Annotated in this window: 20 protein-coding genes; 12 read left to right on the top strand and 8 right to left on the bottom strand. The window is 69.4% G+C overall.

Annotated features, from left to right (window positions below):
- Nucleotides 1-1,104 precede the first annotated feature (1,104 nt).
- On the top strand, nt 1,105-2,088 hold the full coding sequence (locus AC2D8W_RS15415) for an NADPH:quinone oxidoreductase family protein (protein ID WP_484672263.1): 984 nt from the start codon (nt 1,105-1,107) through the stop codon (nt 2,086-2,088).
- A gap of 501 nt (nt 2,089-2,589) precedes the next feature.
- Here AC2D8W_RS15415 and AC2D8W_RS15410 read toward each other — a convergent pair.
- On the bottom strand, nt 2,590-4,017 hold the full coding sequence (locus tag AC2D8W_RS15410; RefSeq protein WP_484672262.1) for a helix-turn-helix domain-containing protein: 1,428 nt from the start codon (nt 4,015-4,017) through the stop codon (nt 2,590-2,592).
- A 137-nt stretch (nt 4,018-4,154) separates the two neighbouring features.
- Here AC2D8W_RS15410 and AC2D8W_RS15405 point away from each other — a divergent pair, with 137 nt between their 5' ends.
- Nucleotides 4,155-4,523 carry a helix-turn-helix domain-containing protein gene (locus tag AC2D8W_RS15405; RefSeq protein WP_484672261.1) on the top strand — a complete coding sequence of 123 codons (369 nt, stop codon included), beginning with the start codon at nt 4,155-4,157 and terminating at the stop codon, nt 4,521-4,523.
- A gap of 84 nt (nt 4,524-4,607) precedes the next feature.
- Here the strand turns inward: AC2D8W_RS15405 and AC2D8W_RS15400 are convergent, their stop codons facing one another.
- The 3 genes from AC2D8W_RS15400 to AC2D8W_RS15390 form a co-directional block, all read right to left on the bottom strand.
- Nucleotides 4,608-5,420 (bottom strand): SDR family NAD(P)-dependent oxidoreductase, encoded by an 813-nt coding sequence (locus tag AC2D8W_RS15400; RefSeq protein WP_484672260.1) that lies wholly within the window; start codon nt 5,418-5,420, stop codon nt 4,608-4,610.
- A gap of 58 nt (nt 5,421-5,478) precedes the next feature.
- The gene (locus AC2D8W_RS15395) at nt 5,479-5,823 is read right to left on the bottom strand and encodes a non-heme iron oxygenase ferredoxin subunit (RefSeq protein WP_484672259.1); all 345 of its coding nucleotides are present in this window, start codon (nt 5,821-5,823) and stop codon (nt 5,479-5,481) included.
- Between the two features lie 84 nt (nt 5,824-5,907).
- Complete coding sequence (locus AC2D8W_RS15390; RefSeq protein ID WP_484672258.1) at nt 5,908-7,242, bottom strand: spinster family MFS transporter; 1,335 nt, start codon at nt 7,240-7,242, stop codon at nt 5,908-5,910.
- A gap of 356 nt (nt 7,243-7,598) precedes the next feature.
- Between AC2D8W_RS15390 and AC2D8W_RS15385 the strand changes: the two genes are divergently transcribed.
- From AC2D8W_RS15385 to AC2D8W_RS15355, 7 genes are all read left to right on the top strand, one after another.
- Entirely contained in the window at nt 7,599-8,207 is a 609-nt protein-coding gene (locus AC2D8W_RS15385) for a TetR/AcrR family transcriptional regulator (protein ID WP_484672257.1), read from the top strand.
- 257 nt (nt 8,208-8,464) lie between these two features.
- Nucleotides 8,465-8,728, top strand: a complete 264-nt coding sequence (locus AC2D8W_RS15380) for a hypothetical protein (protein ID WP_484672256.1) — start codon at nt 8,465-8,467, stop codon at nt 8,726-8,728.
- Nucleotides 8,729-8,738: 10 nt separating this feature from the next.
- Entirely contained in the window at nt 8,739-9,569 is an 831-nt protein-coding gene (locus AC2D8W_RS15375) for a DODA-type extradiol aromatic ring-opening family dioxygenase (protein WP_484672255.1), read from the top strand.
- 12 nt (nt 9,570-9,581) lie between these two features.
- The gene (locus AC2D8W_RS15370) at nt 9,582-10,427 is read left to right on the top strand and encodes an alpha/beta fold hydrolase (RefSeq protein ID WP_484672254.1); all 846 of its coding nucleotides are present in this window, start codon (nt 9,582-9,584) and stop codon (nt 10,425-10,427) included.
- A 162-nt stretch (nt 10,428-10,589) separates the two neighbouring features.
- Nucleotides 10,590-14,117, top strand: coding sequence for an indolepyruvate ferredoxin oxidoreductase family protein (locus AC2D8W_RS15365; protein ID WP_484672253.1), 3,528 nt, complete (start codon nt 10,590-10,592; stop codon nt 14,115-14,117).
- 182 nt (nt 14,118-14,299) lie between these two features.
- Nucleotides 14,300-14,935 (top strand): TetR/AcrR family transcriptional regulator, encoded by a 636-nt coding sequence (locus AC2D8W_RS15360; RefSeq protein WP_484672252.1) that lies wholly within the window; start codon nt 14,300-14,302, stop codon nt 14,933-14,935.
- Nucleotides 14,936-15,201: 266 nt separating this feature from the next.
- The gene (locus tag AC2D8W_RS15355) at nt 15,202-16,425 is read left to right on the top strand and encodes an NAD(P)/FAD-dependent oxidoreductase (RefSeq protein ID WP_484672251.1); all 1,224 of its coding nucleotides are present in this window, start codon (nt 15,202-15,204) and stop codon (nt 16,423-16,425) included.
- 27 nt (nt 16,426-16,452) lie between these two features.
- Here AC2D8W_RS15355 and AC2D8W_RS15350 read toward each other — a convergent pair whose 3' ends face one another.
- The 3 genes from AC2D8W_RS15350 to AC2D8W_RS15340 form a co-directional block, all read right to left on the bottom strand.
- Nucleotides 16,453-17,427: a hypothetical protein gene (locus tag AC2D8W_RS15350; protein WP_484672250.1), complete on the bottom strand. Its 975-nt coding sequence runs from the start codon at nt 17,425-17,427 to the stop codon at nt 16,453-16,455.
- A gap of 122 nt (nt 17,428-17,549) precedes the next feature.
- Nucleotides 17,550-17,885 carry a hypothetical protein gene (locus tag AC2D8W_RS15345; RefSeq protein ID WP_484672249.1) on the bottom strand — a complete coding sequence of 112 codons (336 nt, stop codon included), beginning with the start codon at nt 17,883-17,885 and terminating at the stop codon, nt 17,550-17,552.
- Between the two features lie 59 nt (nt 17,886-17,944).
- On the bottom strand, nt 17,945-18,685 hold the full coding sequence (locus AC2D8W_RS15340) for an SDR family NAD(P)-dependent oxidoreductase (protein ID WP_484672248.1): 741 nt from the start codon (nt 18,683-18,685) through the stop codon (nt 17,945-17,947).
- A 270-nt stretch (nt 18,686-18,955) separates the two neighbouring features.
- Here AC2D8W_RS15340 and AC2D8W_RS15335 point away from each other — a divergent pair, with 270 nt between their 5' ends.
- Genes AC2D8W_RS15335 through AC2D8W_RS15325 form a run of 3 tightly spaced genes read left to right on the top strand, consistent with a single transcriptional unit; the run spans nt 18,956 to nt 23,304 of the window.
- Entirely contained in the window at nt 18,956-21,250 is a 2,295-nt protein-coding gene (locus tag AC2D8W_RS15335) for a TonB-dependent receptor (protein ID WP_484672247.1), read from the top strand.
- A gap of 59 nt (nt 21,251-21,309) precedes the next feature.
- Nucleotides 21,310-22,326, top strand: coding sequence for a phosphotransferase family protein (locus tag AC2D8W_RS15330; RefSeq protein ID WP_484672246.1), 1,017 nt, complete (start codon nt 21,310-21,312; stop codon nt 22,324-22,326).
- 27 nt (nt 22,327-22,353) lie between these two features.
- On the top strand, nt 22,354-23,304 hold the full coding sequence (locus tag AC2D8W_RS15325; RefSeq protein WP_484672245.1) for an SDR family NAD(P)-dependent oxidoreductase: 951 nt from the start codon (nt 22,354-22,356) through the stop codon (nt 23,302-23,304).
- Here the strand turns inward: AC2D8W_RS15325 and AC2D8W_RS15320 are convergent, their stop codons facing one another.
- Nucleotides 23,305-24,093: an enoyl-CoA hydratase-related protein gene (locus AC2D8W_RS15320; RefSeq protein ID WP_484672244.1), complete on the bottom strand. Its 789-nt coding sequence runs from the start codon at nt 24,091-24,093 to the stop codon at nt 23,305-23,307.
- Nucleotides 24,094-24,196 lie beyond the last annotated feature (103 nt).

Here is a 24,196-nt window from a genome sequence, read left to right as displayed (position 1 = left end):
GAGCAGGCGGTCTGAGCGATCGGAGCCGGCCTGCCAACGGAACGCTCAACCGATCTGAGCGGAGACCGCCTCCCGCGGGGCGGCTGAGAATATCGCCTTGCTCGGCATCGCGCAGCTGACAGGCGACGGCAAAGCGGACGTAGAGGGCTGCAGACCGATGCGCCTTGAGGATGTCGGACACCCTCGGCCCCGCCAGGGTAAGGCTGTCCACAGCGGCGCACAGCTACCTCGGGCCCTGACTTCAGCCGTTTAACAACGAGGATACTGCCGGCCATCACGGGCAACGACGCAGGATCCGCACGACGGAACCGATCCTGAGCTCCCGAAGCATCCAGCACATCCATGAGCTCGCTCATCCAATGGGCGATAACGGCGGCTCGATCGAGCCGCACGGCCCGGCCTCCCTCCTCCTCCTCTTCCTCCTTTTGCGGGGCGTTGCGGGGGCGAGCCCCCGGCTCGAAGGGGTCGGCCGAGACTGGGCTCGGCCGGAGGGGAAGGCCTTCCCCGCCGCAGGCACGATGCAATTGGCCAAGCCGAGGACCATCCTCAGTGATCCGCTGCGCTAGACGCCACCTCCGCAACGTGGTCACGGAGTTTGCGGAGCACCGCGCGAGGCGGCCGCGGCAATCGGCATTGCCGGTCCGAACCGGAGACGTCTCCTGCGCCTGTGTGTGAGGAACATTCCTGAGATCAAGGATCGGCGGCCGGCGAGGATCCGCTGAACGATCAGCCGCGAACGCTGCCGGCGTGCGCTGCAGCCCCTGTACGAAGCGTGGCCGCTGCCGGGAAACGGCACTTGAAATGCGGAGGGCCGGACAGGCTGAAGCCCGGCCCTCCAGGTCGCCGCATGGGGAGGAGGCTGCGGCGGGCCGTTTCGACGGAACCGCGCCGGGTTGCAAATCCCGAGCGCGGTCCGGGCCTGACCGCGAGAACTGGAAGGAACCGGCGACAGGCGGCCTGAACATACAGTTTTGTATGGTTATGTATAGCCGAAGCTAAACGCCGTCTTTGCGTATCTTCTCCCTACTGGCGCTCATGTCCAGGTCGGTTTACAGACAGCAATGTACGTACCCAGGACAATACCCAGCCAAGGGCGCAGCACCCATGAGCCGAACGATGCAGGCCTGGAGGATGAATGAGGTCGGCGAGCCATCGGCGCTGCGGCTCGAGGAGATCGGCGTCCCCACGCCCGGTCCTGGTGAAGTCCTCGTGGAGGTCAGCCGCATCGGGGTGAACTACGCCGACGGCCTCAGCCTGCGCGGGAAGTACCAAGTCCGCACGACGCCGCCCTGGACGCCGGGCCCCGAACTCGCCGGCCGCGTGGTCGAGGCCGGTTCCGACGACCGGGGGTGGCTCGGCCAGCGCGTGATGGCCAATGTCCCGCACGGCGCGGCGGCGGAGTTCGCCGTCGTCCGATCCGAGCACCTGCGGCGCGTCCCCGACAACATCGGCGACAGCGAAGCCGCGGCTATCCCGGTGGTGTTTCCCACCGCTCACATCGCTCTCTTCCACGCACGCCCTCCACAGGCGGGCGACGTCGTCCTCGTGCTCGCCGCGAGCGGCGGTGTGGGCACGGCGGCTATTCAGCTCGCCAAATGGAAGGGAGCGACGGTGATCGCCGCCGCCAGTTCAGCTGCCAAGCTGGAGCTGGCCCGCAGCCTCGGGGCGGACCTGACGGTCGACTACGGCGGCGACGGCTGGACCGACACCATTCGCGCCCATTTCGACTTACCGGCGGTGGACATCCTCGTCGATCCGGTCGGGGGATCGCGGGCGGAGGCGGCGATGCGGCTGCTGAAATGGCGCGGCCGGCACGCGATTGTTGGGTTCGCCTCGGGCGAGTTCCCCACCCTGCGCGCAAACCGCCTCCTCGTGCAGGCGATCACGACGGTCGGGGTCTACTGGTCGCAGGATAAGGAGCCGGAGCTGCTGGCGGAGATCCATGCCGACCTCCATCAGGCGCTGAGGGCCGGCGCCTTGCGCCCGGTGATCGGGGCAGAGCTACCCTTCGAGCAGTATCCGGATGCGATCGCGGCGGTCGAAGCTGGGCGGACAACCGGCAAGACCGTGGTCAAGGTGAGAGACTGACTGCGCGCGCCGTGCAGTTAAGATCGGCGCGGATGAGCTGGCTCTGAAATTCCGCGAGATTTCCTCAACTCAGCAGCGGCCGCTCTGAAGACTCAGAACCGAGATCCCAGAATAATCGAAATGGGAAATTGATCGGGTCAGCACTGGACTCAGCGCGGGGCGCTCCCTCGTCCGGAATGTTGCGAACCAGCGGCCTGGCTCGCCCCACGCGAGCGGCGGCTCTGTCCTGAGCAGGGCGCGGAGTTACACGCCGCAGTCCGAGTCGAGGTTGTGGTTGCAATAGTCGCGCCGAACATCCCGCAGGGCCGCGGCCTGACCGCCCATCAGCAGGTCTGCAGACGCTGCGCATTCACGCCGGCGACAATCGCGCAGACCTTCGGTAGGTCCCGATCCTTGAGGCCCGCCAAGCCGCGCCCATGCACGACCTCCGGGCGCCGGCGGCCTCGGCCCGCGTCGCCGCTTCGATCACGACGGCCGTGTCCAACAGCTGGGCGGCGAGGTTCAGCCGGGCCGCTCAGGCCGGCGCAGCTCGAACGGCACCACCCTTCGTTCGTCAGTGGGCACCCGGATGGCTTGGTCCACAGGGGGAAACGCCCGTTGAGGGCAGGCGTCGCGCTCACAGATCCGGCAGCTTACGCCGATCCGCGCCAGAGGCCCTTCGAGATCGATGCCCGCAGAGTACACGAACTCTCGCGCATGCTCGCGCTCGCACCCGAATCCGATGACGTACCGCTGCTCAGGCGCCAAATAACTGTCTGATTTCTTTACGATGGCCCGTGCCACGCAGAGATAGCGCACGCCGTCGGGCATTTCCGCCAGCTGAACCAGGAACCTGTCTGGCGCGCCTACCGCCTCATGAACGTTCCAGAGCGGGCACGCCCCGCCGAAGCGGGCGAAGCGGAACCGTGTCGCGCTATGTCGCTTGGTGATGTTGCCCGCGTAGTCGAGACGGACGAAGTAGATCGGAATACCGCGGTCGCCAGGGCGCTGAAGGGTGCTCAAGCGGTGGCAAACCTGCTCCACGCTCGTCCCGAACAGGCCGCACAGGCGCTCCACGTCGTGACGGTGTTCCCGCGCAGCCTCGCGGAAACGGCGGTAGGGCATCAGCAGAGCGCCAGCCGCATAGTTGCTGAGCCCGACGCGACAGACATCGACGGCTTCGGGAGTCCGGAAGCGCGCACCGTCGAGTTCCCGCTCGATGATGTCGGCCAGCAGCACGGAGGTGAGATGATAGGCGAGTTGGAAGGACCGGGACGCCGGCGGCAAGTTGGAGTTCAGCCACAACTCGCTTGCGGCCGAGTCGTACCGCCTCAAGAGGTCTCCCATCCGCTTCTGCCGCACGTTAAGACCAAGTCTTTCGCGCACGTACATCTCGACGCCGATATGGGAACGATCATCCACGCCAGCGCCTACGTGGCGGGCTAGCTCCTCTGCTGCTCGATCAAGCTGATCGATGTAGTTGTCGCGGAAGTAGAAAAAGTCGCGAACTTCTTCGTACGGCAGAAGCGAGCTCGCCGCGGCGATCTCATCGAGAGCAACGGCCTGGTCGGCCAACAGCAACCGCTCTCGCAAGCGGTTGTTCTCCCGGTGCAGTTCCAGGAGACGATGGGCAACGCCTGGCGAGCTGAGAACGACCTGGCGGACTTGCGCCAGAGAGACAGGCGCTTCTCCCGGCCCAGCCTCCGCCATCGCTTCCCGGAGATCGGACATGAGCCGGTCGCTGGTGTCGGAGGCGAAGTCTTCGAGGTTTGCCTCCAGCATCTGCAAAAGGCGGCCGAGCACGCGGTCGGTGACTGGCCGCTTGTTGGCTTCGATCTGCGAAAGATAGCTCACGGAAATCCCAAGCCGCCGAGCGCACGTCTGGAGCTTTAGGCCTTGCCGCTCCCGCAGGGTGCGCACCTTCGGACCCACAAAAAGCTTCCGCCTCATGTTTGCAGTTTCACAAAATCGCTCCCGTCCCTGCCAAGACTTGGCATGATCTCGCTTGTATCGACAAGATAACGCCGCTCTCCTCCGCGTCATCCCCGCTTGTGTCATTTGCGAACGGGAGAACGAAGGAGCCCCCCATGACTGTCCACCACATGCCGCGCCTGGGCATCTCCGGCGCGATGCGGATCTATGGGTTCACGGCCCGGGCGCTGCGGTTCTACGAGGAGCGCGGCCTCATCCAGGCCGGGCGAGATCGCCTCAACTCCCGATTCTACGATGCCAGGGCGCGCGCCCGGCTGGACTGGATCGTCCTACTCCGCAAGGCAGGCCTCTCCCTGCCCGATATCCGAGCCGTGCTGGATTGCGCCGATGAGGCGCAACGTCAGATGGCGACGCGTTTGGTCGAGGCTCGTCGCTCCAAACTCGAGGCGGAGCTTGGCGGCGTGAAGGAGGTGCTCGAGAGCCTAGGTGTCGCTTCGGCGCGTTCCCAGATCGCCAGGAGCTGAGCTCATCCGATCAGGTCTCGCGCGCCGCTCTTCGCCGCTGCGGAGCGAAGGCGTCATCAGCCCCTCCAGGCGGCTGCGGCGCGCTCAGTCTACGATCGGCAGGATCGGCCGCACGCCGAGGCCGCCGTCGCTCATCAGCAGCTCACCCGTGATCGCGCGGGAGTCCTGACGGCTGGCGAGCAGCACGTAGAGTCCGGCGTGGTCCTCCGGCGCCTGGGCGAGGCGCAGGGGATTCGTCGGGGCGATCTGTGCCGCCAAAGCGTCGGGATCGGCCCCGAGGGAGCGGGCTTGATGGCCAAGGCTGGCAGCCCCGCGCAGTTGGGTGATGGTTCCGCCGGGGCCGACCCCGTTGACGCGCACCTCGGGCGCGAATTCCAGGGCCAGGCGGCGGATAACGCCGAGCACCGCGTGCTTGGAAGCTGTGTAGAGCACCCCACCGCCGCCAGCCTGCACGCTGGCGACCGACGCGGTGAAGATGAGTCCGCCGCGACGCCGCCGCAGCACCGGATAGGCCGCCTGGGCGAGCAGCAGGTAGCCCCGCACGTTGACGGCGAAGATCTCGTCCATCGCCGCGATCAGCTCGTCGGGTTCGTACCGGTCCAGGGGACGATGAAAGTCGAAGACGCCGGCATTGCCGACCGCCACGTCCAGACCGCCGAACGCCTGCTCCGCCGCCGACACCGCTGCGGCGTGGGTCGCCGGCTCCGTCACGTCGCCCCGGACAATCCGCACCGCAACACCGAACGCCGACGCGAGGTCGGCCAGGGCGTCGGCGTCCCGGTCCACCGCCACGACCCCCTTCGCGCCCTCGTCCAGGTATCGCGACACCACGGCGCGGCCGATGCCGCTGGCGGCTCCGGTGACCAGGGCCACATCGCCGTCCAGCCAGCCGCTCACGGCGGCGACCTTCGCACCGATCGCGTCCGGTTGGGTCCAGCGCTCGAGGCCTTAGGGGTCACGGGACCGACTCCTCCGCCTGCGCCGCCGAGAGGTCTGCATGGATCGCACCGTCCTCTTCGCGCACGGGGAAGGTGCGCAAAGCGATGGCGGCCGGGAAGCACAACGGGCGGCCGTCACGAATGTCGAAACGTCCGTCGTGCACTGGGCAGGAGATCTCATGATCCTCCAGCCAGCCTTCCGAAAGCGAAGCCTTGGCGTGGGTGCAGCGGTCCTGGATCGCATAGACCGCGCCGCCGACCCGGAACACCGCGACGGCCTCCAGGCCTTCAGGCTGCACACGCCGCCCGTCACCCTCCTTCACCTCATCCGCCCCGATCAGCCGCACCCACGTCCCGGACACGTCGAAATACCCCGTTACCATACAGTTCTGTATGTTCTAGGATTGCGCGCCGCGCCTGTCAATCGGCGGCGGATCGGCGCGCCCTCAGCTGACGGAGTCGCGGCGGATCGAGCGCGCCGCCAAGAGGAACAGCGTCACCGAAAACACCGTGCTGACACTCGCGGCGACCTGCGCCCAGCGCAGGCCCTCGCCGGTCCCCATGCCGAACGGACCGGCAAGCAGGTCGCTCAGCGCGCCCAGGGCCATGGGCCCAAGCCCCAGGCCGAGGAGGTTGACGATGAAGAGGAAGACGGCCGCCGCGGTGGCGCGCGTGTGCGGCTGCACCAGTCCCTGGATGGACGCGTAGACCGGACCGAACCAGGCCGACATGAGGCCGGTGGGCGCCGCGAGCAGCAGAATGGCCACCACCGCGGAGGGCGAGAGCATCGCGGCGATGAAGAACGGCGCCGCCGCACCGGCGAAGACCGCCGGGAGCACGGCGAACGCCCGCAGGTCGCGCGCGGCGAACCGGTCGCTCAGCCGGCCGCCGAGGATCGCACCGGCGATCCCGGCGAGCGCGCCCGAAAGGCCGAGCGCCAACCCGAGGAAGCCCGCCGGCCCGAGCCCGACAGCGCCAGCCATGGCCTCGAGGGCCGCCGCGTGGTTGCGGAAGAAGAAGACGGCGGTGAAGGAGGTCTGGCCATAGATGATGAAGCCTTGGACGGCGCCCCCCAAGGCGACGAGCCAGAAGGTGCGCTTGCCGGCGAGTTCCCGCATGGCGTCGGCGAAGGTGGGGCCGGAGGCCTTGGCCGGACGGGGCCTCAGGGCGCGCGGCTCCCGGAGCGTCGTGGCGGCGATCAGGGCCGCGAGGATCCCCGGCGCGCCGGCGACCACGAACGCGGCGCGCCACCCCCAGGCGTCTGCGACGATGCCCCCAAGCGCCATGCCGAGCAGCCCTCCCAGAGGGGTGCCGAGGGCATAGAAGGCCATCGCCGAGGCGCGCTGGTCGCGCGGCGTGTAGTCCATGATCAGCGAATGGGCCGGCGGCGTGCAACCCGCCTCCCCCACACCGACGCCGACCCGCGCCAGCAGCAGCTGGACGAAGTTGACGGCGAAGCCGCAGAGCACGGTGAACGCGCTCCAGACCAGCACGGCGGCGGCGATGATCCGCGGGCGGTGTCCGTGCTCGGCGTAGCGTGCGATCGGAACGCCCAGGGTGCTGTACAGCACCGCGAACGACAGGCCGGTGAGGACCCCCAGCTGCCAGTCGGCGAGCCCGAGATCCTTCTTGATCGGCTCGGCCAGAATATTGACCACCTGCCGATCCAGGAAGTTCAGGGTGTAGATCAGCAACAGCACGCCCATAACGTAGCGGCGGTAGCCCGGGGTGACCGCCACCGGCGGCGGCGCCCCCTCCGGCGCGGCTGCGACCTGGACCATAGGCGACCTCCAAACGAACGGCGCCCTGGTGCGCGGCCGGCATCTCACATACGGTGCTGTATGTCGTCAATCGTTGAACGAGGGGAGCGCCTGGCTTCTTGATTGCAGCAGAGTATCTCGGGCTGTGAATACACTGTCGTATGGACTGGTGCAGAGGTTTAAGCGGCGTTCACGGCGATTGCGCTTCGGCGCCTCGCCACGGGGAAAGCTGGCCGACGGGACACGCGCGCCAAGCCCTGCACGTTACGCGCGACAGGAAGCGCCGCGGGAATGATCAGATTTGCGGCCCGGCCTAAAGCCGTTTAGCTCGAAGGACCGCGCAGACGGGGCCTCTAGGACCAGCCGGAGGTGAGGGGATGGCGAGCGAGAACGAGGGAAAGCGGCAGCTCACCCGGGAAGACTGGGTGGAAGCCGCCATGGAACGGCTGGTCACCATGGGCGTCGACGCCGTACGCGTCGAGCCGCTGGCCGCCTCGATCGGAGTCAGCCGCGGCAGCTTCTACTGGCACTTCAAAAGCCGCCAGGACCTGCTCGAGGCCATCCTCCTGCGCTGGCGGGACACCCAGACTCGCCGCATCGTCGATCGGATTAAGGAAGATCGAAGGCTTGGCCCACGCGAACAGCTCGGCCGACTCCGCACTCTACCCTCCCGCACCCGCCGGTCCGAGGACGCCGCCAGCGTTGAGCTGGCGATCCGGGCCTGGGCGCGACGGGACAAGATGGCCCGGCGCATGGTGCTGGAGGTCGATCGTGAACGCGTCGGCTTCAGCAGCAGCCTCATGCTGGAGGGCGGCGCGACCGCCGAGCAAGCCGAGTATCTCGCCTTCCTGGGCTACGCCTACAGTCTGGGCGAGGCCTTGCTCCGGGACGTGGCCAGCGAGCAGGTGCTGGAACGCTGTCGCGACCTGATAAGAGACGCCCAGGTGGGGGCGCTGAGCGCGCCCGGCGAAGACGGCGACGCTTAGTCGTCCACCCCCTGAGGGAACGCACATTCCGGGTTGCCGTCGGCCGCCAAGCGCCGCCCGCGATGTCCGGCCAGAGCGTCGCGGCGCACCGGCATCCATGATCTTCTGACTCGGCAGACCCGCTCCGCAGGCTGACGCGGCGCAGCGCCCGCCGCCGCGCGTCGCCCCTGCGCGCGCGCCGTTTGACAACATATATACGGAGGCGTATCCGTACAGTACTGCATGGACATGGTGTCGTGCACGACCGGATGCCTCTTATGTCCTGCGAAGCAGTGGAGCTTGCCCTGTACGATCTCGGCGTCCGCAAGGACGCGCGCCTGGGGTTTGCCCAGGACCCCGACGCCTTCCTGGCGCGGTACAACCTCACGGCGGAGGAAGCGGATCGCCTGCGCGCCTTCGATGTCGGGGCGATGCTCAACGCCGGGGCCAGCCCACTGCTGCTGATCGGCTTCTGGATGACCAACCACCCCGAACGGTCCCGCGTCGCCTATCTGGAGCGCGTGCGGGCCCAGCAAACTTAGGAGCCTGGCCATGGGCCGCATCGTCGGGGCTTTCGTCATGCCCCATGAACCCGGCCTCGCCGGCACCCCGCCCGAGAAGCGCAGCGAGAGTGCGGAGCGAGCCTACGCCGCCTACGCGGAGATCCGCGACCGTATCGGCCGCCTGGAGGCCACCACGGTAATCGTGGTCGGCGCCGACCACTACGTGCTCTTCGGCCCCCAGTGCCTGCCGGCCTTCCTCATCGGGATCGGCGACGTCTCGGGGCCGTACGAGCGCTTCCCTGGGATGGACCAGGGCGAGATCCCCAACAACCGCGCACTAGCCCGCCACATCCTCGAGCACGGCCGCGCGAACGGCTTCGACTGGGCGTCCGCTAAGTCGCTGAAGGTCGACCATTCGATCGGCGTTCCGGCCCGGCTCTGCGCCTTGCCGAACGCGTCCGTGAAAGCCGTGGTGCCCGTCTACCTTGCGAGCGGCGTCGAGCCCTTGATCCCGCTACGGCGCGCCTACGAGGTGGGCGGCGCCATCGCCGCCGCCGTCGAGGCCTGGCCGGACGACGAACGGGTGGTCGTGATCGGCTCTGGCGGCATCAGCCATTGGGTCGGCCTGCCGGAAATGGGGCGGGTCAACCCGGACTTCGATCAGGCCATCCTGGCCGCCATCGCGCGCAGCGACGCCGAGGCGATCCTGCGCCTGCGGGACGCCGACATCCTGGAGCAGGCCGGCAACGGCGGGCTGGAGGTGCGCAATCTCGTGTGCGCCATGGGCGCCCTGCCCGGCCGGCCAGGAGAGGTCATCGCCTACGAGACCGGACCCGAGTGGGTCGCCGGCCTCGGCTTCGCCCAAATCCACGCCGCTTAGAAGGGACCCGCCATGATCGACCTCGCGCAAGCGAAGCACCCCGCTTTCGGCAAGTCCGTCGTCGCCGCCGGCCTCCGAACTAACTTCCACGATCAGGGCGCCGGGCGCCCGCTCGTGCTGCTCCACGGATCGGGCATGGGCGTGTCGGGCTGGGAGAACTGGAACGGGGTGATGCCCCAGCTCGCTGAGCGCTATCGGGTGCTCGCGCCGGACATCGTCGGCTTCGGCCTGACGGAACGGCCGGAAGACGGCGAATACAGCATCAAGCTCTGGGTCCAGCACCTGAAGGGGTTCATGGACGCGCTCGGCCTCGAGCGGCCTGTGCTCGTCGGCAACTCCTTCGGCGGCAGCGTCGCCCTGGCGCTGGCCATGCGCGAGCCGGAGCGCCTTGCGGGGCTGGTCCTCATGGGGACACCGGCCGGCGATTTCGTGCGGCGCAGCTCGCCGAGCGCCTGGTACTACGAGCCCTCGCCGGAGAACATGCGGGCCCTGCTCGAGGAGTTTCCGCACGACAAGTCTCTGGTCACAGAGGAAATGGTCCAGCGGCGCCACGAGATGACCCAGCTCGCCGGCGGCATCGAGGCCTTCAGGAAGCTCTTCCCGCCGCCTGGGCCCGAGGGGGAGGAACAGACGATCCGTGGCATGCCGGAGGCGAAGCTGAAGGAGATTCCGCTGCCCACCCTGGCCCTTCATGGGCGCGAGGACCAGATGGTGCCGCCGGAATGCAGCTTCCGGATCGCCCACCATGTGCCGAACGCGGAGCTCCACGTCTTCGGGCAGTGCGGGCACTGGGTGCAGATCGAGCGGCGCGACCAGTTCCTCCAACAGACCCTGGCGTTCATCGACCGGATCCCATGAGACCGCAGCCGGCCGCATCGCGCGCCGGCGCGTCCCGGCCAACCCGGTCCCCGTCGCAGACGACGGCCGCGCCGCGATCTCTCCGTTTCCTGCGAGCTGCGGCCACCCGCGGCCGCCCGGCCGCCGCCACTCGCCGCTAGTCGCACGAAGGTTTTCCGCCCGATGGGCCTGCACGACATCACCCTTGACGACAAATACACCCGCGACGAAGGCCCGATCTTCCTCTCGGCCGCGCAGGCGCTGGTGCGCATTCCCCTGGCGCAGAAACGCGCCGACCGGCTCGCCGGCCTGAACACCGCCGGCTTCATCTCAGGGTACAGGGGCTCGCCGCTCGGCACCTACGACCTCAACCTCATGCGCGCCAAGCGCCGGCTGCAGGAGCACGATGTGCGCTTCCAGCCCGGCGTGAACGAGGAACTCGCCGCCACCGCCGTCTACGGCAGCCAGCAGTTCGACTGGTTTGGCAAGGCGCGTCACGACGGGGTGTTCGCGATCTGGTACGGCAAGGGCCCGGGCGTGGATCGCGCAGGGGATGCGCTAAAGCACGGCAACCTGGCCGGCGCACACCGGAACGGCGGCGTTCTGGTCCTGGCCGGCGACGACCACGTCGGAAAGTCGTCGACGACCGCTCACCAATCCGAGCAGGCGCTGATCGCGGCGCTTATCCCCGTGCTCTATCCGGCCAACGTTCAGGAGTATCTCGACTACGGCGCTCTCGGCATCGCGCTGTCCCGCTACGCCGGCCTGTGGGCCGGGTTCAAGTGCGTGAACGACAGCGCCGACGCGACCGGTACGGCCTTCGCCCGCACCGCACATGCGTGGCGCACGCCGCAGGATTTCGAGGCTCCCCCAGGCGGGCTGAACATCCGGAAGGGCCTGCACCCGCTCCAACACGAGGACCTCGCCGTCAACCACCGGCTGCCGGCGGCCCAGGCCTTCGTGCGCGCCAACGGCCTGGACCGCGTCCTTTTCAAGCACCGCCGGCGCGAGGTGGGCATCATCGCCGCCGGCAAGGTCTACCTCGACGTCGTCGAGGCGTTGGAGGCGCTCGGGCTGGACGCCGCCCGCCTCGCCGCCTTGGGCATCGGGCTCTACAAGCCCGCCATGACCTGGCCGCTCGAGCCCGAGCAGGCGCGCGCCTTCGCCGAGGGCTATCGTCAGCTGCTCGTCGTCGAGGAGAAGCGGGGCCTGATCGAGCCGCAACTCAAGGACCTGCTGTTCAACCTTCCCGCCGACCGCAGGCCCGCCGTGCTGGGCAAGACCGACCTCACCGGGCGGTCGTTGTTCAGCCAGGCCGGCGAGCTCAATGCGGAGACCTGCGCCAGCGGCCTGCTGCGGGTGCTCCGGGACCGCGGCCTGGAGGACGACATTCTTCGGGACCGGGTGGCCCAGCTCGCCTCGCGGATCGATCCGACGCCGAAGGCCCCGCTCACCGACATCGTGCGGCCAGCCTTCTTCTGCTCCGGCTGCCCGCACAACACCTCGACCCGCGTGCCGGAGGGCTCTGAGGCGCTGGCCGGGATCGGCTGCCATGTCATGGCCATCAACATGGCCGACCGCCCCCACACCTGGCCGGTGCAGATGGGCGGCGAAGGCGCCAACTGGATCGGCATCGCGCCCTTCACCGAGACGCCGCACATCTTCCAGAACCTGGGCGACGGAACCTACTACCACTCCGGCTTCCTGGCCGTGCGGGCCGCCGTGGCGGCCGGCGTGACCATCACCTACAAGATCCTCGTCAACGACGCCGTGGCGATGACCGGCGGCCAGCCCCTCGAAGGTCAGCTCAGTGTGGCCCAGATGGCCACGGAACTGATGCAGGAAGGCGTCGCCGAGGTGGTCGTCGTGTCCGACGAACCTGACCGCTACGCCCCGAGCGACCTGCCCACGGGCGTGCCCCTGCATCACCGCAGCGCACTGGATGCGATCCAGCGGCGTCTTCGGGAGACGCCGGGCGTCACCGTCATCCTTTACGAACAAATGTGCGCGGCGGAGAAGCGCCGGCGCCGCAAGACCGGCAGCCTGCCCGACGCGCAGGCGCGGGTGTTCATCAACGACCTGGTCTGCGAGGGCTGCGGCGACTGCTCTCGGGAGTCCAATTGCGTCAGCGTCCTGCCCCTTGAGACCGAGTTCGGACGCAAGCGCGAGATCGACCAGTCCAACTGCAACAAGGACTTCTCCTGCCTCCGCGGCTTCTGCCCGTCCTTCGTTACGGTCACCGGAGGCGCGCTGAAAGGTCGTAGCCCGGCCGCGTCGCAAGCGGCCCGCCCGCCGCCCCTGCCGCTCCCCACCCCGGCGCCGCTCGAAAACGTCTGTCAGGTGCTCATCACCGGTATCGGGGGCACCGGGGTCGTCACCGTCGGAGCCATCCTCGGCATGGCCGCCCACATCGAGGGCAAGGCCAGCTCGATCATGGACATGATCGGCATGTCCCAGAAGAACGGGGCGGTGCTGAGCCACCTGAAAATCGCCCGCAGCCAGGCAGACCTGACGGCGGCGCGCATCTCCCCGGAGGCCGCCGACGTCCTGCTCGCCTGCGACCTCATCGTGGCCGGCGGCTCGGCGGCCGTCACGACGCTGCGGCCCGGCGACACGGTGGCCATCGTCAACGATCACGAGGTCGCGACGGCCGCATTCCAGCTGAACCCGAACATGGACTTCCAGGGCCGACGCATACGCCGACGCCTGCAAGCGCTGGCCGAGCCCCGTCGGTCACTGTTCGTGGACGTGACCGACGTCGCCGTGCGCCTGCTCGGCGACAGCATCGCCACCAATATGATGATGGTCGGCGTCGCTCTGCAGAAGGGGCTCCTGCCGCTCTCCCTGGACGCCGTCGAACAGGCGATCGAGCTCAACGGGGTGCAGGTCGAGTTCAACAAGCGCGCCCTTTCGATCGGACGCTGGATCGCTTTGGCCCCTGAGGCGGTTCGCGCGGCCGCCGACCAGGCGACCGCCGGCGCGCGCGATCCGACGGCCCCGCTCCGCTCCCGCGATCTCTCCGAGGACCTGGAGACGGCGCTGGCGCGTCGGGTGGCGTTCCTGACCGCCTACCAGGACCGCGCCTGGGCGGACCGGTACCTGAGGCTTGTGCTTCGGGTCGAGGAGGCGGAGGCCGCCGCGGGAGGAGAGACCCGCGCCGTCACCTGGGCCGTCGTCCGCTCGCTGTTCAAGCTGATGGCCTATAAGGACGAGTACGAGGTCGCCCGCCTGCACACCAGCGCCGAGTTCCAGGGCCGTCTTGCGGAGACCTTCGAGGGCGGTTTTAAGGTTCGCTATCACCTCGCCCCGCCACTCCTAGCGAAGCGCAACCCGGCCACCGGCAAGCCCGAGAAGATGACCTTCGGGCCCTGGTTGACGCCGATCCTCCGCCTGCTGGCGCAGGGTCGGCGACTGCGCGGCACGCCGTTCGACCCGCTGGGCTACACCGCAGAACGCCGTCACGAGCGGCAAGCGATCGTCGACTACGAAGCGGTGGTCGAGCGCCTGATCACGGACCTGACCCCGGAGCGCCTGGCCGCGGCGGCGCGGGTCGCAGCCTACCCGCAGGGCATGCGCGGCTATGGGCATGTGAAGGCCGCGGCGACGGCGGGCGCGCTGGCGGAGCGCGACGCCGCCCTGGCTGCCTTCGAAGCGGGCCAGGACGCCGCAGACGTCTCCGACAGCGGGCTGCGGCAACCGGCGCTGACCTGAAGGCCAGGGGTCGCAGCCCTCCGACGCCGGACCCGTTCCGCCAACCATGCGGAATCACAGCGGCGCGGCCGGTCGCTGCGAGGTGGAGGGCAGGCTGTGCGCGACCTGGCGCTCACCCGCAAGTTGGCGCCCCAGCCGGACGCCGCTACTCACTCGCCGATGGCCACGCGAGGAGAGGCGCCATGAGCGGGACTAAGGTGCAGCCGCGACCGCGCGGCGCGCCGGTGCGCGTCAGCCGTGCGCAATGGATCGAGGAGGGGCTGAGCGTCCTGGCGGCGTCGAGCGTCGAAAAGGTGCGGGTCGAGGTCCTCGCCAAGCGACTGGGCGTCACGAAAGGCGGTTTCTACGGCCACTTCGCCGACCGGGAGGAGTTGCTGGACGCCATGCTGGAGGCATGGCGGGCGACCAACACGCGCCGGGTCACAGCCTGGTTGCGGCGCACGTCAACCGATCCGGACGAGGCGCTGGAACGCCTCACCCTGCTGTCCAGCCAGGACCGCCCGGATGTTCCCGGGGGCGCGTTGGAAGCGGCGATCCGCGCATGGGCGCGGGAAGAGCCCGCTCCGCGTGAACTCCTCGCGCAGGTGGACGCCGAGCGCATGGCGTTCCTCGCCGAACTTCATCGTCGGCGCGGCGCTCCGGAGGCTGAAGCGCAGGCGCTGGCCCTGCTGAGCTACACCTTCAGAATCGGCGTCAATATCTTGAGCGCCACAGCGGAGGGCCGGGCCTTGGCGTCGGCTCGCGCCCGCTGCGAAGCGCTGCTGGCCCGACCCGGCCTGCTGATCGGGGCGCTCGCCGCGGCGGGCGCCGCTAGCTGACGGCAGAGCCTGCTAAAACCTGGACAGCCACATACACTACTGTATGTCGTAGGGTGCAGGTGCTGCGCCGCGGCGCCCGCGCGGGAGGACTTGTATGGCTAAGGCGGCTACTCAGGAGTATCGCTGTCCGTCGCCGCGGGCGGGGATGCAGCCGGCCGCGAGCGGTCTCGCCTGCCCGCATTCGCCGTACGCAAGTGTCTTGATGCGCCGGTGGAGACGCTGGGCGAGGCCGCTCCTGCGACGCCCGCCCGCGAGTCGAGGACGCGATGAGCAAGCTTGAGGCCATCGGCATCGTCGGGGCGAACGCCGCCGGGCTCGCAGCGGCCCAGGCGCTGCGGTCCGAGGGGTTCGACGGCCGCGTGACCGTTATCGACGCCGATCCTGATGCGCTCCTTCAACGCCCCCCCTTCTCCAAGGCGGTGCTCGCGGGAGAGGCGGCGACAGGCTTTCCGCTGATCTCGGTTTCGGACCTCCAGGCGCTGGAGCTCGACCTCCGGCTGGGATCCCGGGCGCGCCAGCTCGAACTCGCCGGACTCACCCTCGACCTCGACGGGGGCCGGCGGGTGCAATGCGATCGCCTGCTGCTGGCGACCGGCGCGACGCCGATCCGCCCCCCGCTGCCCGGGCTGGCGCTCGAAGGGGTCCACACCCTGCGCACCGCGGCCGACGCCGAGGCGCTCGCCGCAACGCTGCGTCGCGGCGGACGCCTGGTGGTGATCGGCGGCGGGGTGATCGGGGCCGAGGTTGCGTCGAGCGCCCTCGCCCTTGGCTGCGAGGTGACGATCGTAGAGGCCCTCCCAGAGCTGATGGTTCGCGCCTTCGGCGCCGCCGGCGGCCGCCTCCTTCGAGCCCGACACGAGCGCGCTGGCGTGGAGGTGCTCCGACGGCGCCGGGCCGTACGCCTGCTGGGTGATCTCCGGGTCGACGGGGTCGAACTCGACGACGGCGCCAGGCTCGGGGCCGACGCCGTCCTGCTGGCGGTGGGCGCGGCAGCGGAGGATCGGCTCGCCGCGGCCGCGGGACTGGCTTGCCGCGATGGGGTGCTTGTGGGCGCAGAAGGCTTGACCATCGACCCGCGCGTCGGCGCAGCCGGAGACGCGGCGCGCTTCGTCGAGGGGCCTTTAGCCGGCCGCCGTTCCGAGCAGCAGCAGGCGGCGGAAGACGCTGGGCGCCGCACTGCGCAACGCCTCCTCGGAGGCGAGCCAGCGCCGGCGTCAATCCCGTACGTCTGGTCGGACCAGGCGGGCGGGGTTGTGCAGCTGGCGGGGGAGATCGCCCCCGACGCGCCTCTGGTCCTGCGCGGCGGCCGGCCGGACGATGACTTCCTGGGCTTCGCTTTCGCCGAGGGCCGGATCCGCGGCGTCCTCGCCTTCAACGGCGGTCGGGACTTCGCCGCCGCGCGCCGCCTGGTTGGCCGGTCGATCCCCGTGTCGCAGCTCTGCGACGCCGCGACACCTTTGCGGGAGCTCGTCGCATCGTCGCTGGACTGACCCGTGTAGCTAATCGCTCGCCCGCGGCTATCTGCTGGCGGGATCGGCGCGCTCGGCTTCGCTGGCCCGGGCTCCAGCCAGGATCCCGCTGAGCGCGTAGTTTCCCTCGTGGCAGGCGAATTCGTAGATCGGCCCTGAGATGGCGTTGAGGCTCATCTCGGCGCGCCAGGGTTGATCGTAATAGCCGGGATCCTCCACCTGGAAGCTATAGTGGATCTGCTGGGGCGAAACCCGTCGCAGGCGTTCCGTCACCTGCCCCGTTTCGGTGAGGTAGATGGGGCCATGGCGCCCCTGCTCGGCCAAAACGCCCGTCGTGTGGATCACGAGGGTATCGCCCTCCCACCAGCCCACGCTGTGGCCGAGCCATTGCGGCGGCGGTCGCGGAGCCGCCAAGGCGGCGGCGCGATCAGGGAAGATCTCGATGGCCCGGACGTCGTGCACCTGCTCGGCGAGGATCGCCACGGCCTGCGGCGTCTGCACGATCTGGTAGTTGCTGTTGTAGATCGTGTTGAGCATGCCCGGTCCGCCTGCCCCCCGCGAGCTGATCAGGCAGCGGTCCCAGGGGGTCAGCGATTCCGGACCGCTGTCTGGGTCCGACTTGAGCCGCGCCTCGGTCGCAGCGACCCGCGCGCGGCCCGCCACCGAAAGCGGGAGCTGGCCATTGGACGGCTCCACGATCCACGAAGTCCTGAACTGGCCCTCGACCACGCCGAGGCTCTGCCCGGGGTCCAGCCAAAAGGCGTTGTAGCCAATCGCTGCGTTGCCGTCGCTCAACAGCCCGTCGTTGACGTCGGAAGGCCCCTGGTCGGCGGCCACCACCCGGGCAACCGGATTGGCCGCCGCGATCCGTCTGGCCTCTTCGGCCCCGACCACCAGCGCCTGGACGCCGGGCGGACGGGTCAGCTGAGTGAGCGAGGCGTTGGTCCACACGCCGGACAGGTCGGGCCGACCATCCGCGGCGCGGGGCGCCGCGCCTTGCGCGGCCGCCCCAGGCGTCATCATGAAGGCGGCCAGAAGGAGCGCTGCGCCGCCGCGGAGCGCACCCGCCCCCGCCTGCCGCCGGCCGCCGATGTCCGAGCGCCGCGCCCTGGCGGCCCATCGGATCGAAGGCGCATTATCGCCGGTCACCGCGCTTGGCCCGCGAGCCGCCAACCGGTGAGGGTCAGCACCACGAAGGCGGCGAAGCCGACGAGCACTTGCGGCTCGCGAACCACCGGAGCGAGGCCCGCCCAGAAGATCGCCGTGGCCAGGTTCGCCGTGACGACGATCGGCCGCGAGGCGCCTTGCAGCAGTAGCTGCAGGTTCAGGAGCCCGGCCAGCACCACGGCCAAGCCGGAGCCGGCCCACCACATGGCCGGCTCCCCGAGCTGCGGATGGAACATCGGCGTTAGGGCCAGGTGAGCTAGGCCGAGCAGCAACGACAGGGTCGTTGCGGCCCAGTGAATGCGTCTTAGGGTCAACAGCCTCATCTCCCTTCAATCGGGGCGCCGGCGACGGTGGCCGGCGCGAAGAATTCGGGTCAGACCGCGAGCGCGCCGCCGTCCACCACCAGGGTTTGGCCGGTGACGAAGGTGGCGGCGTCGGACGCCAGGAACACCGCCGCTCCCGCGATCTCGTCGCTCTCGCCGATCCGTCCCAGGCAAGTTCCCTCCGTCAGTTGCGCGAGCGTGCCGGGATCCTCCCAGAGCGGGCGAGCGAACTGGGTGCGTACGAGTCCCGGCGCGATGGCGTTGACCCGCACATTGTGGGGGCCGAGTTCCATGGCCAGGTTGCGCACCATCTGCAGGTCCGCGGCCTTCGAGATGGCGTAGGCTCCCGCGACGGCGGTGCCCCGGAAGGCTCCGATGGAGGAGACCATGATGATGGAGCCGCGGCGGCGGCGGATCATGGCCGGAGCGGTGAGCTGGACGAGCCAATTGTTGGCGATGACATTGTTGCGCAGCGTCTTGGCGAAGGCGTCGTCCGGGATCGTGCTGAGCCCGCCCAAATGCAGATTAGAGGCTGCGTTGCAGACGAGGATGTCGGCGGCGCCGAAAGCGGCCGTGCAGCGGGACGCCAGCGCCTCCAGCGAAGCCTTGTCGCCGATGTCGGCAGCGACCGGGATCGCCGCCTCGCCGCCGACGGCGGCGTTGATGGCTTCGGTCACCTCGCGGCAGGCCTCGAGCCTACGGGCTGAAACCACAACGCGCGCGCCGTGCTCGGCGAGGCGCCGCGCGACCGCGGCGCCTATGCCTCTCGAAGCGCCGGTGACGATCGCCACGCGGCCTCTGAGGTCGAAGAGCGCGCTCACGCCCCCGCTCCCGGTGCGGGAAGCGGCGCGGCAACCCTGCGCCGCAGTTTGATACAAAATTGCAATCTACAGGCGTTCATTTTGTGTCTCGTAAATCGCCACGTGTAAACAGGCAAGTGCGTGCTTGCCGTCCCGGAAGGCGGGATCCCATGTACAACATTTTCTTATTGTTTCACTCTCTGTTTTGAGTCACGTTGCGAGCAAGGCGCTGAAACGCGCCGCCTTAGGAGGGGAACGTTCATGAGCAAGGTCCGCAGGGCGCTACTGTCCACCACCGCTTTGATCCTGGGTTTGGGAGCGTCGGCCGCCGCCGCCCAGGACGGGGCCGCATCCCTGAACGCCCCTGACGGAGGCGCGACCGCCTCGACGAGCGCGGCCACCGATCTGAACGAGGTCGTGGTCACAGCCCGACGTCGGGCGGAGACGGCCCAGACGACACCCCTGTCCGTCACGGCGCTATCGGGCGAGACCGTGGAACAAGCCGGCGTCCGACGGCTGGAAGAGTTGTCGGTCCGCGTCCCCAACTTCCGCGCCTCCACCGGCGCGGTGAACCCGTTCAACTATATCCGTGGCGTGGGATCGGGCTCAAACACCGGCTTCGAACAAGCGGTGGGCGTATTCATCGACGAACTCTACCTGGGCCGAGGCACCCAGGCGCACCTGCCCTTCTTCGACATGCAGCAGATCGAGGTGCTGCGCGGACCCCAAGTGCTGTTCCTCGGCAACAGCACCACGGGCGGGGCGATTTCGCTCACCACCAAGCGGCCGGGCCGCACCTTCGCGGGCAACGCCGACGCCAGCTACGAATTCCGCAACCAAGAGCTCGTGCTGAACGGCGGCGTGGACATCCCGCTCGGCGAACGGGCCGCCATCCGCATCTCGGGGCAACATCAGGACCTCGACCGCGGCTGGCTCAAGTCGGTGGTCAACGGCCAGCTGACCACCGAGCCGCGCTACACCAACAACGCCATCCGCGGCGTGCTGGAGTTCCAGCCGCACGAGGCCGTGGACCTGATGTTCAAGGCCGAGCACGTCGACCTGAAGCTCTTTGGCTTCACGGCTCAGGCGGTGACCAACCTGCTGAACAATCCCGCGTTCACCGAGACGCGCTATGATCGCCGCCGGTTCGTCGGCCGTCCCAACCCGGTGCCAGGGCGCGAGCAAGATGAGCGGAACATGGAGCAGCAGACCTATCTGCTGCGCGCCGCCATCGACCTCGGGCGGTTCGAGCTCGTCTCGACGACGGGCTACATCGCCTACGACTACAACCAGGCGATTGAAGGCGACATCACGCCGCTGCCGATCATCGACTTCTGGCAACGCGAGGACTATCGGCAGTTCAGCCAGGAGCTCCGGCTCTCGACCTCGTTCGGCGATCGCGTCGACCTGCTGGTCGGTGGCTACTACCAGGACGACGCCCTCGACACGACCCTGGTCTTCGAAGGGGTCGTGGCGCCCTTGAACTTCGCCGGCGCGCGGCTGAACCGCCTCGACCAGGACTCGCGGACCCTGTCCGCCTTCTTCAACCTGACGGTCCGGCCCGTGGAGGCGCTGGAGATTTCGGCCGGGGCCCGCTGGACCGATGTGCACAAGCGCGGGGACCAGGCGGCCATCCCCGCCGATGTCATCACCGGTCGGCCCAATCCCGCCATCGACGGCCCGGTCTTCCGACAATTGTTTGGCGTTCCGCACGTGTTCGAGGACCTGCGGCTCGACGAGGACGAGTTGATGCCCGAGGTCAGCGTCCGGTACAATGTGACGCCTGACCTGATGCTCTTCGGCCGTGCGGTGTACGGCGCCAAGTCGGGCGGCTTCGACCCCCTCTACGCCGGAGCCGACCGCAACCTCGCGAGCTTCCGATCCGAGAAGGCGACCTCTTACGAGGCCGGCGCCAAGGGCTATTTCGCCGACCGCACCGTCAGCTACGCGCTGACCGCCTTCTACTCCGAGATCGACGATCTGCAGGTGAGCGTCTTCGACGGCCGCACCAACTATGTGGTCGGCAACGCCGCCAAGGCCCGCAGCCAAGGCGCCGAGGCCCAACTCACCTGGCGGCCCACCCCCGCGCTCACGCTCGACGGCACTCTGGGCTACACCGACTTCGAGTACCTGAACTTCCAGGGGGCCGGCTGCACCTCGGGGCAGAACGTGGCTCGTCCGGTCGGCTGCTCCCAGGACCTGAGCGGCAAGACCGGGCCTTATGTCTCGAAGATCACGGCCGCCCTGAACGCGAGCTACCGGCAGGACCTCGGGGCCTACGAGCTGGTCTACAGCGCCAGCTACAACTACCGCAGCGCCTATCACGCGGCCCCGTCCATCGACCCCCTGCTCAAGCAGGACGGCTTCGGCCTGTTGGACGCCCGGGTGGAGCTCGTCGGCCCGGACGAGCGCTGGCGGCTCGCCCTGTTCGGCCGCAACCTGACCGACGAACTCTTTGGCGAGGTCGGCGGCGACGTGCCCGGCATGCGCGGGGCGACCTACCTCACCACCAGCCGCGGCCGCCAGATCGGCGTGCAGCTCGGCGTGAGTTTCTGATCGGCGCGCAGGCGGATACGGCGGTGACGGCCTCTGCCGGCGACGGCCCGAACGGGGAAATGACCCCCACGCGCGCCGCCGCCCTGGCGGACTGGCTGATCGCCGCCGGCGTGCCGGCGGGTCCCTCGGCGGAGGTTCGACGTCTCACCGGCGGGCAGTCGAACCCGACCTTCCTCGTCGAAGGGCCCGCGACGCGCGTGGTGGTGCGTTGTCGCCCATGGGGCCCGTTGCTTCCGACCGCCCACGCCATTCACCGGGAGTTTGCGGTGCTGCGCGGCCTCCATCCCACCGGCTTCCCCGTACCCCGCCCGCTGCGCCTTTGCCTGGACGAGGCGGTGATCGGCGTCGCCTTCTACGTTATGGAGCACGTGGAGGGCCGCAGTTTCCGCAAGGCCGCGCTGCCGGAGCTCGAGCCGGCGGCGCGGGCGAAGGCCTATGACGAACTGGCCCGCACCCTTGGGCGCCTCCACGCCCTAGACGTGCGGACGCTTGGCCTGGCCGAGTTCGGCGAAGGGCATGGCTACTTCGAGCGCCAGCTCCGCCGCTGGGGGCGCCAACACCGGGCGGCCGAATCCTCGGGCGACGCAGAGATGGAGCGCCTGATCGACGCCCTGGCGCGCACCCGCCCTCCAGAGAGCCCGCCGGTCCTGGTGCATGGAGACTACCGCATCGACAACGTGCTGTTCGGCGACGACCTTGCGCCGCTCGCCGTCCTGGATTGGGAGCTCGCCACCCTCGGCGACGGCTTGTCCGACCTTGCCTATCTCCTGATGCACTGGCGACTGCCCGCCGACGGGGCCACCCAACTCGGCGGCCTTGCGGGGCAGCTCCCCGGCCTTCCCGACGAAGCGGCGATCATCGCCGCCTATTGCGACGGCGCCGGTCGCCGCGATCCCCCGGAACTTGCCTGGCGCATCGTCTTCAACCTGTTCCGCGCCACGGCCATCTGCGCCGGCATCGGCGCCCGGGTGCGAAACGGGACGGCCGCGGCCGCCGACGCCTCGGAAGTGGCGGCGCGCGCGCCCGCGCTCAGGGCGGCGGCCCTCGACGAGGCCAGCCGAGCCGGGATCCTCTGATCCGTTCATCAAGTCAGGAAGAGACACATGGCGCTGCTCGACGGCAGGGTTGCGATCGTCACGGGCGCGGGACGCGGGCTCGGGCGCGCCCATGCGCTGGGCCTGAGCGCCCTAGGCGCGGCCGTGGTGGTCAATGACGTCGGGGGGACCACCCGCGGGGGCGGCGCAGACGCCGCGCCGGCGCGCGCCGTCGTCGAAGAGATCCGCGCCCGCGGCGGTCAGGCCGCGGCGAGCCAACACGACGTCTCGCGCTGGCCGTCCGCAGAGGCGCTCGTGGAGACCGCCTACGCCAGCTTCGGCAGGCTGGACATTGTCGTCAACAATGCCGGCATCAGCCGCCCGGCGGCGCTCGCCGACCTGACGGAGGAGGACTTCGAGCTGGAGGCCGGCGTCCACTTCAAGGCGGTGGCGGCGCTGAGCCATTTCGCGGCGCGGCGATGGCGGGGCGCAGGTGCGGCTTCCGGCCGGGCGATCGTCAACACCACCTCCCCCGTCGCGCTGCATCCGATCCCGGACAACAGCGTCTACATCGGCGCCAAGGCGGCGGTGGCGGCGATGACCGACGCCCATGCCCAGGAGCTGGCCCCGCTCGGCGTCCGGGTGAACGCCGTGGCCCCCTGCGGCCGAACCCGCCTCGCCCAGGCCGACCCCATGGTTCTCCAGCAGATGCCCCAGCAGGCGGGCTTCGACCGCCATGCCCCCGAGCACGTCACGCCGCTCGTCGCCTACCTGGCCTCGCCGCTCTGTCGCTTCACCGGCCGGGTCTTCGCCGTCGAAGGGCCGGACGTGGTGCTCTACGACCCCTGGAACGGGGCCCAGCCTCATCACAGGGCCGGCGGCTGGAGCCCTGAAGCCCTGGCCGAGGGTCTCAAGGAGGCCGCCGAGCAGGCAGAGGTCCTCGGTCTTTATCCCGGCGGGCCGGTGCTGCTGCGGAGCCCGCCTAACCGGACCCTTCGGGCGCTTGCCGCGCTGCGCTGATCAGGCGGCGCCGAAGCGCGGAGGCCGTTTGGCGAGGAAGGCCGCCGCGGCCTCGGCGTGGTCGGCCGAGCGCAAGGTCTGCACATGCAGGGCCGCCTCCTGGTCCAACGACAGGTCGATGCGCCCTTCCTCGGCGAGATTGAGATTGCGCTTCATCGCCGCCAGGGCCTGGCGCGGCCCGGCCGCCAGCGTCTCGCCCCAGGCCACCGCGACGTCCAGCGCCTGGCCGGGCTCCACCAGCCGGTTGACGATCCCCCAGGCGTGCGCGTCCTGGGCGCGTAGCGGCTCGCTCAGGAAGTAGAGCTCCCGCGCGCGGCCGGCGCCGACCAAGCGCGAGAGGAAGTAGCTGCCCCCGAAGTCGCCGGAGACGCCCAGGCGCGCGAAGGCGGTGATGAACCGAGCCTCCGGCGACGCGACGCGCAGGTCGCAGGCGAGCGCCAGGGAGAGGCCGGCGCCGGCGGCAGGCCCGGCGACCGCCGCGATGGTCGGCTTGGGCATCTCGTGGAGCAGGCGCGCGCAGGTCATCAATCGCCGCAGGTTATCGGTCAGGGCGGCGACATCGGCGGGCCGCGCGGCCGCCGCGGCCATGCCGGCGACGTCCCCGCCCGCCGAGAAGGCGCCTCCCGCGCCCGTCAGCACCACGCTGCCGACCTCCGGGTCGTCGGCCACGCGGCGAAGGGCCACGAGCAGCTGGTCCACTATCTCCGGGTCGAGCGGGTTGCGCTGCTCGGGCCGATTGAACGTCAAGACGGCCACGCCGGCCGGGGTTCGTGTTTCGAGGATGTCCAACAGTTCTCTCGCTGGGCTGAAGCGTTGCGGAAGGCCGTGTCCGGCGTGCTACACTTTCTCGCCATCATCGGCAAAATATGTTTCATACGAGCCACGCGGCGCA

It is taken from the genome of Phenylobacterium sp. T106 (assembly GCF_057219735.1).
Note: the sequence above shows the minus strand (reverse complement) of the source record. Positions and strands in the feature narration are given on the sequence as shown.